The sequence below is a fragment of the Pseudomonas sp. RC10 genome (assembly GCF_038397775.1).
Taxonomy (GTDB): Bacteria; Pseudomonadota; Gammaproteobacteria; order Pseudomonadales; family Pseudomonadaceae; genus Aquipseudomonas; species Aquipseudomonas bambusae.
In genome coordinates this window covers 5785001-5796318 of sequence record NZ_CP151650.1, presented here as the reverse complement: position 1 = coordinate 5796318, position 11318 = coordinate 5785001, and the positions used below count along the sequence as shown (strand labels likewise).

Sequence of the window (11318 nt, the reverse complement as noted above, 5' to 3'; positions counted from 1 at the left end):
TGACAAGACATTGAACCTGTTGTGGTCGCGCGGACGAATCTGTATTGCCACACGACTTCTGTTGCACAGAGTTTTCAAGATATGACGTAAATCAAGGCCATCATTCGGTCATGGCAACACTGTTGGCTGCTTACGATATGTGGCGACCCGGCCACCGTTATACGAATGTTTCAACAGGGAGTGAAAACATGGAACATGCACCTTGCATCAGCCAGATTGCCGCACTGCTGGCGGACCCGAAACGCAGCGCGATCATGTGGGCATTGTTGGATGGGGCCTCTCGGGCGGCGGATGAACTGGCACTGCTGGTAGGGCTATCCACGTCATCGGCAGGCGCGCATCTCGCACGGTTGGCGTCCGGTGGCTTGCTCAGGCTGGAAACGCGAGGCAAAAAACGATATTTCCGGCTGGCTGCACCGGAGGTCGGCACCGCAGTTCAGGCGTTAGCCAGTGCATCTGTGATCAGTGCGGAAGTCATCAGCCGCAGCGTCGCACAGCCGTTGCCGCAACTGCCTTTACGGCGAGCCAGCGTGTGCTCCGATCATTTGGGCGGAGAGTTGGCGACGGCGCTGTATCAACGGTTACTCGGTGCTGGCTGGATCGAGCAATGCGATCAACGGCTGGAAGTCACCAGTGTTGGCATTTCCCGGTTCGCCGAGCGGGGCATCTTCGTTCCAGCGCTTGCTCTTCGGCAGCGCGAAACCGTGTGCGCCTGCATCGATTGCAGTGATGTGCACCCGCATCTTGGCGGGGCATTGGGAGCCGGGCTACTGCAGCTATTCATGCAGTTGGGCTGGTTGCGTGCTACGGAAGAGGCGTGCACGTTGCAGGTTTCTTCAAACGGGCAACGGGAAATCAGCAAGATAGCGGCAGCGGCTTGATCAGGCGGAAGGAGGGAAACGCTTTCAAGGGGCGGCAGGCTAACGATCAAACCGTGGGGGCGACGCGATTCGCCCCCGCGAATCACCCGTTCAGGGTTTTACCAGCCGTGCATCCAGGCTGTTCTGTGCCAGGCGTTTCGCCTGGTCTTGTGTCATCCCCAAATGTTCATGCAGCGCGTGGAAGTTTTCGGTCACATAGCCGCCGAAATACGCCGGGTCATCGGAGTTGACGGTGACCTTCACGCCTCGTTCCAGCATGTCGAGAATGTTGTGCTGGCTCATGTGGTCGAACACGCACAGTTTGGTGTTGGACAGCGGGCAGACGGTCAGCGGAATCTGCTCGTCGATGATCCGTCGCATCAATCGCTCGTCTTCAATCGCCCTTACGCCGTGATCAATGCGCTGAATTTTCAGCAGATCGAGCGCTTCCCAAATGTATTCAGGGGGGCCTTCCTCTCCAGCGTGCGCCACGGTCAGGAAGCCTTCGCTGCGCGCGCGGTCGAACACACGTTGAAACTTGCTCGGCGGGTGACCCATCTCTGAACTGTCGAGACCGACGGCAACAAAGGTGTCGCGATACGGCAGGGCCATGTCCAGGGTTTTCTGGGCTTCGTCCTCACTCAGATGGCGCAAGAAGCTCAGAATCAGGCCGCTGCCAATACCAAGTTGTTCCTTGCCATCTTTCAGCGCTTTCGAAATACCGTTGAGGACCACCTCGAAGGGGATGCCCCGATCAGTGTGGGTCTGTGGATCGAAGAAGGGCTCGGTGTGAATCACGTTCTGCGCTTTGCAGCGCTGCAGGTACGCCCACGTCAGATCATAGAAATCCTCCTCGGTGCGCAGCACATCCGCGCCTTGGTAATAGAGGTCTAGAAACTCTTGGAGGTTGTTGAAGGCATAGACCTTGCGCAGCGCTTCAACGTCCGTCCAAGGCAGGGCGATCTTGTTGCGTTCGGCCAGCGCGAACAGCAGTTCAGGCTCGAGCGAGCCTTCCAGATGCAGGTGCAATTCAGCCTTGGGCAAGGCGTTCAGCCAGTCGTACATGTGCTTTTTCTCATCAGGTGCAATGGCCGGCATTCTACAGAGTCATGCGCATCGGCTGGTTAAAAACCTGACCGAAAGGTTCAGGTCCGGAGGGCAACGATCATGCTCCCGTACGGAATCGGGCTGAAACGTGTGACACACGAGTCTTGAAACCTTTATTTACAACAAGCACTCTCATCGCCGTGAGCACTAATCATTCCATGGATGTGCGGCCTCGGTCGCGAGGACAAGAGGCAACGATGGGCACGATTCTCAAGCAAGAAAAGTTTCTTCTGTTAGCGGTGATCGCGACCTGCTTCGCCTACCCGTTCGAGCACCAGTTGCTCAGCCACGGCAACACCGTCGCGCTGATCGCGGGAATTGTCCTGGTAGCCTTTATCGTCTGTGCTTCGATGCGCGTGGCGCATCACGCCGAACTGCTGGCGGAAAAGGTCGGGGACCCCTACGGCACCATGATCCTGACCCTATCGGCGGTCCTGGTCGAGGTCGTCATTCTGGCGATCATGATGAGCAACGAACCCTCACCGACGCTGGTGCGGGATACCATTTATTCGGCGGTCATGCTCGACATCAACGGCATACTCGGCCTCGCCGCGTTGATGGGTGGGCTCAAGCATGGAGAACAGTCTTACAACGATGACTCCGCACGCTCCTACAGCGTGATGATTCTGACCGCGATGGCGGTGTCGATGGTCGTGCCCGAGTTCATCCCCGAGTCGAACTGGAAGGTGTACTCCGGCTTCACGATCGGCGCGATGATCCTGCTTTACGCGCTGTTCCTGCGCATGCAAGTGGGGCCGCACAGTTACTTTTTCAGCTACAGTTATCCCGATAAGAAGCGTCGCAAGGATCAGCCGGAGCACGCCGTCGAAGAGGTGAACCTGTCGCTGTCCATCGGCATTCTGGTGTTTGGTGTGGTGATCATCGGCGCGTTGGCAGAGGTGATGTCCAAGACCGTGGACCTCGGACTGGAAGGCAGCGGCGCGCCGCCAGTCATGACCGCAATTCTGGTGGCCGCGATTTCCGCGGCGCCCGAAATCCTTACGGCCTTGCGGGCCGCGTTGGCCAACCGCATGCAGTCGGTGGTCAACATCGCGTTGGGTGCGTCATTGTCGACGGTGATCCTGACGGTTCCCGTGATGGAAGCGATGGCGCTGTACACCGGCCAGCCGTTCCAGATGGCAATGACGCCGGTGCAAACCGTGATGATCTTCGTCACCTTACTGGTGAGCGCCATCAACCTCAACGACGGCGAAACCAATGCCATCGAAGGCATGACTCACTTCGTGTTGTTCGCAACGTTCGTGATGCTGTCGTTGATGGGACTTTAGGTATTCGTAAGGGCTTCGCTGTTCGCGATGGCGGCGTGTCGGTCGGTGATGATCCTGCCGACAGACTGCCATCGTGAGCAAGTGAAGACCTACAGGGCATTGCGTGATCAGCCGTTGATCAACTCCGCTGCCGCCTGCCGGTGATCGGCGATCAAACCTTTCAGATCCAGCCCTTCGACCTGCCCATCGATCACCCGCCATTCGCCGCCAATCATCACCCGGTCCGCACGATCAGCCCCGCACAGCAACAAGGCTGACAGCGGGTCATGGCTGCCGGAAAAACGCAGCTCATCCAGCCTGAACAGCGCCATGTCGGCCTGTTTCCCTACGGCCAGTTCGCCAATGTCGCTGCGGCCCAGCAGTTGCGCCGACCCTCGCGTCGCCCAGCCTAATGACACCTCGGGGGTGATCTTCTCGGCGCCATAACGCAATCGCTGCAAGTACAACGCCTGCTTCGCTTCGAGAATCATGTTCGATCCGTCGTTGGACGCCGAGCCATCGACCCCCAAGCCAATCGGCGCACCGGCAGCCGTCAAATCCAGCGTCGGACAGATCCCCGACGCCAGGCGCATGTTCGAACTCGGGCAATGGCAAATACCGGTTCCCGCTGCGCCCAGCCGGGCGATTTCCTGCTCATTGAAATGAATCCCGTGAGCGAGCCAGGTCCGCGGTCCGAGCCAACCCACGCTGTCGAGATAATCCACCGTGCGCAGGCCAAAGCGTTGTAGGCAAAAATCCTCTTCATCCAGCGTCTCGGCCAAGTGAGTGTGCAGGCGAACGTCGAGTTTTTCAGCCAATGCAGCGCTTTCGGACATGATCTCGGTGGTCACGGAAAATGGCGAGCAGGGCGCTAGCGCGATCTGGATCTGCGCACCTTCGCCACGCTCGTGATAACGCTCAATCAGCCGCTGACTGTCCTCCAGAATCACCTCACCCTGCTGGACCGTTTGCTGTGGCGGCAGGCCTCCATCGGCCTCGCCGAGACTCATCGACCCTCGCGTCAGCATTGCTCGCATGCCCAGCTCCCGCACACTCTCGACCTGGACATCGATAGCCTGCTCCAGACCGTCCGGAAACAGATAATGATGATCGGCGGCAGTCGTGCAGCCGGACAGCAACAGTTCGGTCAGTGCAACCTTGCTCGCCAGCGCCAGCTTTTCCGGCGTGAGCCGTGCCCATACCGGGTACAGGGTTTTCAGCCATGGAAACAAAGGCTGATTGACCACTGGGGCCCAGGCACGGGTAAGGGTTTGGTAGAAGTGATGGTGGGTGTTGATCAGGCCGGGCAACAGCACATGCTCGCGGGCATCGAAGACCTGATCGCACGGCTGGGCAGGCGATTGGCCCGAGGCAAGCATTTCGACAATCACACCGTTCTGCACCACCAGCCCACCTCGGGCATCGAGGTCATTAGCGGTAAACACGGCAAGGGGATTTTTCAACCAGATACGGATCGCGGGCATGGGCCGGCTCCTCTGAAAAGTGGGTTCAGGTAGCCAGCTCAGTTTTGCCCTGTCTGCTGATCCAGGGTCGCCGCGCCGTTGGATCGGGCGCGAGGCGAAGGGGAGTTTATGTGCGTCCGGTGAGGCGATGCAAGATGCCGTGTGTGGAATCTTCAGCAGCATCTTGCCCGCAACGTCATTCAAGTCGCCGCTGCCGGCAAGCCGCACGGCTACATAAGCGAAGCGATCACCAAGGAATCGTTTCCCCTTTGTAATTCACGAAATGGTGCCCACCTTTTCCGGCGAACCGTTCCAATTGCTCAACCATCCCGCGAACGCTGGTTTCCACGTCGATGTCGGCGCCTTCGCCGCCCATGGCGGTACGGACCCAACCCGGATGCATGGACAGCACGGTAGGTTTGTTGTCGCCCAGTTGAGTGACGAAGGTGTTGGTCATGGAGTTGAGGGCCGCCTTGCTCGCTTTGTAGAGCGCCATTTCCGGAGCGTCAGGCATGGTCACGCTGCCCAGGACCGAGCTCATGAAAGCAATGACGCCAGTGTCCGGCCGGATTTGGTCGACGAAGCGTTTGGCCAGCCGAATCGGTGCCACGGCATTGGTCAGGAACAACTGGCCAAGTTCGCCTGCGGTGGCATCTGTAGGAGAGGGGTGCAACGGGCCCATGATGCCAGCGTTGACGAAGAGCAGGTCATAAACCTGACCCTTGAGGTTGTGGGTGAGGACCTCCAGCGAGGACTGCTCATCCATGTCCAGCGTCTGGATATGCACGCCGGGGGTGGCTTTCAGGTCATCGGCCTTGAGCGCATCACGAACGGTCGCCGTAACGTCCCACCCTTGTTCAATCAGACGTCGCACCAGCCCAAGGCCCAGGCCACGAGAGGCGCCAATAATGAGCGCAGTTTTTTTGGCAGACATGAATGTCACTCCTTGAAGAACTAAACGGGCAGGGTTAGCAGAGTGGACCGCATGCAGAGCCAGGAATTTATTTTTCCGGCGTACGGTTGGCTGATTCTGGCAAACCCTGTGGTGGTGGCCGAACCTTCGGCGATTGTCGCGAACAGAACAGTGTTGCAGCAGAATGAAGATTTGGTTCAGTTTTTTTGTACAAAAAATGACCAAATCCAGCTGAGCACGATAGCTTCGGCATTGTGGACAACGTTGCACGTGTTATCCACAGGTTGCTCCACAGTTAATGTGCGCAAGCTCAACCGGTGGATATAAGGGCCGTGCGCGTAGGACCCAGTCGCGATAAGGCGCGCTAACACCTTGGTTTTTGGCCGTTTTATGCAGTGGATGAGGTATTTGTGCAAAAAGTGATCAAAAGCGTGCGCGCGATATAAATCAAGGCCTGCAGCCGGATATGCTCAGTTTGTCCACAGCCGGATGCACAGCAGATGTGGGCAACGATCAGTCCTCGCTTCTCAAGCCCACGCATGTCAGTCAGCGTCATCCTCGCGCAAAACAATACGCCCGCGACTGATGTCGGACAGCTGACGTTGAAAAGTCTGAATGTGATCCGGGCTCAGTGCGACCGAGAGATCGACACCTACCGCCGTGAACTGCTCGTCCTGCACCAACCCGTTGAGTTCAGCCAGTCGCAGCTTGACCAGCGTCAGTTCGCTGAAAGTGCAGTCGAAGTGGAGCAAGACACGGTTGACCAGCGGCAGGCGCTCCGCTTGTTGCAGGCATTTGTTTGCGCCGCCGCCGTATGCTCGGGCCAGGCCGCCAGTGCCCAACTGAATGCCCCCGTACCATCGAATCACCAACACCACGACTTGATCGAAATCCTGCGCCTCGATGGCCGCCAAAATAGGGCGCCCCGCCGTGCCGCCGGGCTCGCCGTCATCCGTGCTGCGGTACTGCGCGCCTAGCTTCCAGGCCCAGCAATTGTGCGTGGCATTAAGGTCACTGTTTTGCTCGATGAAGGCTTGAGCGTCGGCGGGGCTACTGATAGGCGCAGCAAAGGTGACGAAGCGGCTTTTGCGAATTTCCTCGCGAAATTCGCAAGGGCCGATGAGGGTCGAAGGCATGACGGTTCCAGCTGAAATCAGGACGTTTCGTACATTCAGATCGGAGGCGTCAGCCCACAACCTTTGAGAATGATACGAATCAGGTTGGTGCCGGCATCGTCCATGTCTTGTTTGGTCAGGCGCGAGCGTCCGGTCACCTGGCAGATTTGCGTGGCGAAATCGGCGTAATGCTGAGTGCTGCCCCACAACAGGAAGATCAGGTGCACCGGATCGATGGGGTCCATTTTTCCGGCATCGATCCACGCTTGAAACACCGCTGCGCGACCCTGGAACCAGGCCCGGTAATCTTGACTGAAATACTCGTTCAGGCATTCGCCGCCGCTGATGATTTCCATCGCGAAAATGCGCGAGGCCTGTGGCTGCCGGCGGGAAAACTCCATTTTCGCGCGAATGTATTGGGCCAGCGCCTGAGCGGGATCGTCCTCGACCTTCAGGTTATTGAACGTGCTGTCCCACAGCTGAATGATGCTGCTCAAGACCGCGATGTACAGACCCAATTTGTTGGTGAAGTAATAATGCAAGTTAGCCTTGGGCAGCCCGGCGTTCTGCGCAATGGTGTTCATGCTGGTGCCTTTGAATCCGTGACGAGCGAACTCGTCTTCGGCAGCCTTCATGATCGCTTCTTCATTCTTTTGACGAATTCGGCTCGCCGGTTTGGCGGCGCTGACGCTGTGAGCGGGGACTTCAAGGGCCATGTGCGGTTCCAGACGGATCATTGGGTGCGACGGGGTGAACAGATAACGCACCCAAGGCGATCCGACAAGCGTTCGTGGTGGAAATTAGTGCCCGAGGGCCTCCATTTCCTTTTCAGCGCGAACCTCCTTGTTTTCTGGCAGCACGAGGCACATGACGATGGCGGTGAGGCCGCCGCTGGTAATCGCAGAGTCAAACAGGTTTTGCACCAGCATCGGTAGATGTTGCAGCAATGCCGGTTGAGCGGCGATGCCCAGCCCAACGCCGAACGAGGTGGCGATGATCAACATGCTGCGTCGATCCAGTGGGGCTTGCGCGAGGATGCGCACGCCTGCAGCGGCAACGCTTCCGAACATCACCAATGTCGCACCACCCAGCACAGATTTTGGAATTTGCTGAAGAATCGCACCGATGACCGGGAAAAGACCGAGCAAAAAAAGGATCGCTCCGATGTAGAGACCAACGTAGCGGCTGGCCACGCCCGTCAGCTGAATCACCCCGTTGTTCTGCGCGAACGTGGTGTTGGGAAACGCACTGAACGTCGCGGCGATCATGCAGCTCACGCCATCCCCCAATACACCACCCTTGAGACGTGCAATGTAGGTCGGGCCTTTGATAGGTTCGCGGGAGAGCATGCAATTGGCAGTCAGATCGCCGACGGTTTCGATACTGCTGATCAGATAAATCAACGCGACGGGCAGGAAGGCCGCCCAATCGAAGTTGAAACCGAACCGGAAGGGCATAGGAATACTGACCAACGCGACATCGCTTATGGAATGAGGGACCAGCTTGCCGCTGAACCAGGCTGCGACACTGCCCACTGCCAACCCGATGATAATTGCCGACAGCCGCACCCAAGGCGTACTCGAACGATTGAGCAAAATGATCACCAACAACACGAATGCGCCCAGCATCAGATTGACCGGTTCGCCAAAATCAGGAGCATTGAAGCCGCCGCCCAGGTCGGTCACACCCACCTTGATCAAGCTGACGCCGATCAGGGTGATGACGATCCCGGTCACCAGCGGCGTGATGACCCGACGCAACTGGCCAATGAAGCGGCTGAGCACGATCTGCACGACAGCGCCGAAAAAACACACGCCGAACACCATGGCCATGATGTCTTCGGGGCTGCCCCCACGTTGCTTGACCATGAATCCTGCGGACAGCACGGCACCGAGAAACGCGAAGCTGGTGCCTTGCAAACAAATCATCCCGGCGCCGATGCCGAACGGACGACGCGCCTGGATGAAAGTGCCTACACCCGACACCATCAACGCCATGCTGATCAAATAAGGCAGGTAGGCACCCAGTCCCAACGCGGACCCAATGATCAGCGGCGGCGTGATGATGCCGACAAATGCCGCCAGCACGTGCTGAACAGCAGCCAGAATGGCCGGCGCAGGTTTCGGGCGGTCGTTGAGGCCGTAGATCAGATCGTTATTGTCTGGCGCTTCAGGTTGCATGCTGGACTCTCGGGTTTTGTGTCTGGCCTGTCCGATGAGCCGGCCCCCGGTGAAACATCGCGAACCCGCAGGCGTGAGCAGACTCGTGATCGGGAGCGTTCAGCTATCGAACCTCTATTGAAAGCCTCGTTGCAAAAACCTGTCCATATGATCAGATACGGTTTCTTTTTATTTCGATAAGCCTATACAAATCATACGATTAAAATTTTATTGGCGATTTTTAAGGGGATGCATATGGCTTGGGTTTCGGCGTTGCTGCCTCATCGTGTGGCGGCCAACCTCTGTAGAAAGCTTTCCAGCACCAAATGCGGGCGGCGGCCTTTCCGCGTCACCGTCACCAGACTCAAATCGTAAAAACGCGACAGAGGTTTCAAGGCTCGCAGCCGACCCTGTTGCACCCAGAACGTCGCATAGTGGTCTGGCAAGTAGCCAATGTAACGGCCGGTGAGGATCAGGAACGCCATGCCCTCCCGGTCAGACGCGCTGGCAGTGCATTTCAGCGCCTGATAGTGCGCCTGGATATCTGCCGGCAGGCGAAAGGTCGGCGCGATAGCTTCTTGGTCGGCCAGACGTCCATCGCTAAGTTGCGCGTCGTCTACATAGAAGAGGGGATGACCGACGGCGCAATACAGCAATGAGCGCTCGCTGTAGAGCGACTGATATTCAAGGCCTGATAGCGCGTTGGCTTGGGGAACTACACCCACGTGCAAGCTGCCATCGAGCACGCCTTGTTCGACTTCGTTGGGCGCGACCATACGGATATTGATGTGCACGTCCGGACCGAGCTCCTTGAGCTCCGACAACGCATGGGTGATCCGCATATGGGGGAGGGTGACCAGATTATCGGTCAGCCCAATGTTCAGCTCGCCGCGTAAGTGTCGGTGAAGGCCGTTCACCTCTGTGCGAAAACTCTCAAGTGCGCTCAAGAGTTGTAGCGATGACTGATACACCTCGCGGCCTTCTTCCGTCAGCGAAAACCCTGCCCGGCCACGTTGGCAGAGGCGCAATCCGAGCCGTTGCTCAAGATCACTCATCTGCTGACTAATGGCAGAGCGGCCAATGCCCAAGCTGCTTTCGGCGGCAGAAAATCCACCCGCTTCGACTACGCTTCGAAAGATTCGCAACAGGCGGATATCGAAGTCGCTGACTTGCGCCAAAGGATCGGAACGGCGTGTGCTCATTGTTTAGTGGTCCACGAACTAAAGATCATAAAAGCGGGGTTTTAGCGACTTTATGCCCGTGGCAACGTAGCTGCAACCCGGTCCGGCTTCAGGGCTTTTGAAGACCGACCACCCACGTCCTTGTGAGGTTATTCCAATGAACATGCCCGAATCGTCCGATATGTCCTTGGCCAGTCAGCTCAAGCTCGACGCGCACTGGATGCCCTATACCGCAAACCGCAATTTCCAGCGCGATCCCCGACTGATCGTGGCGGCAGAGGGCAGCTATCTGACAGACGATAAGGGCCGCAAGATCTACGATGGGCTTTCAGGTCTGTGGACCTGTGGTGCCGGGCATACGCGCAAGGAGATTCAGGAAGCCGTCTCGAAACAGCTGGGCACGCTGGATTACTCGCCGGGCTTCCAGTTCGGTCACCCACTGTCGTTCCAGCTTGCCGAAAAGATCACAGACCTGACGCCGGGTAACCTGAACCATGTGTTCTATACCGACTCGGGTTCCGAGTGCGCCGATACTGCCGTGAAAATGGTGCGAGCCTACTGGCGCCTTAAAGGGCAGGCGACCAAAACCAAAATGATCGGTCGTGCCCGTGGGTACCACGGCGTGAACATTGCGGGCACCAGCCTGGGGGGCGTGAACGGTAACCGCAAGATGTTCGGTCAATTGATGGACGTTGATCATCTGCCTCACACGTTGCTCGCGAGCAATGCCTATTCTCGTGGCATGCCAGAACAAGGCGGGATCGCATTGGCCGACGAGATGCTCAAGCTGATCGAGCTGCACGACGCCTCGAACATCGCAGCGGTCATCGTGGAACCTATGGCGGGCTCGGCGGGCGTGATCGTTCCGCCGCAGGGCTATTTGAAGCGCCTGCGCGAAATCTGCGATCAGCACAACATCCTGCTGATCTTCGATGAAGTGATCACTGGCTTTGGTCGTACTGGCTCGATGTTCGGTGCCGACAGCTTCGGTGTGACCCCGGATTTGATGTGCATTGCCAAACAAGTCACCAACGGCGCGATTCCGATGGGTGCGGTGATTGCCAGCAGCGAGATTTACCAAACGTTCATGAATCAAGCGACGCCTGAGTACGTCGTGGAATTTCCTCATGGCTATACCTACTCCGCGCATCCGGTAGCGTGCGCTGCAGGTCTGGCGGCACTGGATATCCTCCAGCGCGAGAATCTGGTGCAGCAGGTGGCCGAGACAGCGCCGCATTTCGAAAACGCGCTG

At 57.8% G+C, this 11318-nt stretch carries 11 protein-coding genes (1 of these 11 cut by a window edge); 4 read left to right on the top strand and 7 right to left on the bottom strand.

The window, feature by feature from the left end; genetic code table 11:
• Positions 1-188: 188 nt before the first annotated feature.
• Positions 189-881: a helix-turn-helix transcriptional regulator gene (locus AAEO81_RS26145; protein WP_166598399.1), complete on the top strand. Its 693-nt coding sequence runs from the start codon at positions 189-191 to the stop codon at positions 879-881.
• Between the two features lie 90 nt (positions 882-971).
• Here AAEO81_RS26145 and AAEO81_RS26140 read toward each other — a convergent pair whose 3' ends face one another.
• Positions 972-1925, bottom strand: coding sequence for an adenosine deaminase (locus tag AAEO81_RS26140; protein WP_341959875.1), 954 nt, complete (start codon positions 1923-1925; stop codon positions 972-974).
• A 239-nt stretch (positions 1926-2164) separates the two neighbouring features.
• On the opposite strand from AAEO81_RS26140, the gene AAEO81_RS26135 reads away from it, so the two are divergent.
• Entirely contained in the window at positions 2165-3256 is a 1092-nt protein-coding gene (locus AAEO81_RS26135) for a calcium:proton antiporter (RefSeq protein ID WP_341959874.1), read from the top strand.
• 107 nt (positions 3257-3363) lie between these two features.
• On the opposite strand, the gene AAEO81_RS26130 is transcribed toward AAEO81_RS26135, so the two are convergent.
• Positions 3364-4719, bottom strand: coding sequence for an 8-oxoguanine deaminase (locus tag AAEO81_RS26130; protein ID WP_341959873.1), 1356 nt, complete (start codon positions 4717-4719; stop codon positions 3364-3366).
• A 226-nt stretch (positions 4720-4945) separates the two neighbouring features.
• Entirely contained in the window at positions 4946-5632 is a 687-nt protein-coding gene (locus AAEO81_RS26125; RefSeq protein WP_341959872.1) for an SDR family oxidoreductase, read from the bottom strand.
• A 51-nt stretch (positions 5633-5683) separates the two neighbouring features.
• Here AAEO81_RS26125 and AAEO81_RS26120 point away from each other — a divergent pair, with 51 nt between their 5' ends.
• Positions 5684-5938 (top strand): hypothetical protein, encoded by a 255-nt coding sequence (locus AAEO81_RS26120; protein WP_341959871.1) that lies wholly within the window; start codon positions 5684-5686, stop codon positions 5936-5938.
• A gap of 215 nt (positions 5939-6153) precedes the next feature.
• On the opposite strand, the gene AAEO81_RS26115 is transcribed toward AAEO81_RS26120, so the two are convergent.
• The 4 genes from AAEO81_RS26115 to AAEO81_RS26100 all read right to left on the bottom strand — a co-directional run bounded on the left by AAEO81_RS26115 (position 6154) and on the right by AAEO81_RS26100 (position 10087).
• Positions 6154-6747 (bottom strand): YigZ family protein, encoded by a 594-nt coding sequence (locus AAEO81_RS26115; protein ID WP_341959870.1) that lies wholly within the window; start codon positions 6745-6747, stop codon positions 6154-6156.
• 35 nt (positions 6748-6782) lie between these two features.
• A complete protein-coding gene (locus AAEO81_RS26110) occupies positions 6783-7442 on the bottom strand; it encodes a TetR/AcrR family transcriptional regulator (RefSeq protein WP_166598393.1) in 660 nt (219 codons plus the stop codon).
• A gap of 84 nt (positions 7443-7526) precedes the next feature.
• The gene (locus AAEO81_RS26105; protein ID WP_341959869.1) at positions 7527-8906 is read right to left on the bottom strand and encodes a nucleobase:cation symporter-2 family protein; all 1380 of its coding nucleotides are present in this window, start codon (positions 8904-8906) and stop codon (positions 7527-7529) included.
• Between the two features lie 260 nt (positions 8907-9166).
• Positions 9167-10087 carry a LysR family transcriptional regulator gene (locus tag AAEO81_RS26100; RefSeq protein WP_341959868.1) on the bottom strand — a complete coding sequence of 307 codons (921 nt, stop codon included), beginning with the start codon at positions 10085-10087 and terminating at the stop codon, positions 9167-9169.
• 136 nt (positions 10088-10223) lie between these two features.
• On the opposite strand from AAEO81_RS26100, the gene AAEO81_RS26095 reads away from it, so the two are divergent.
• On the top strand, positions 10224-11318 hold the 5' portion of the coding sequence (locus tag AAEO81_RS26095; protein ID WP_341959867.1) for an aspartate aminotransferase family protein. Its footprint extends 252 nt past the window's final position; the window shows 1095 of its 1347 coding nt (coding positions 1-1095); it begins with the start codon at positions 10224-10226; its stop codon lies off the right edge, out of view.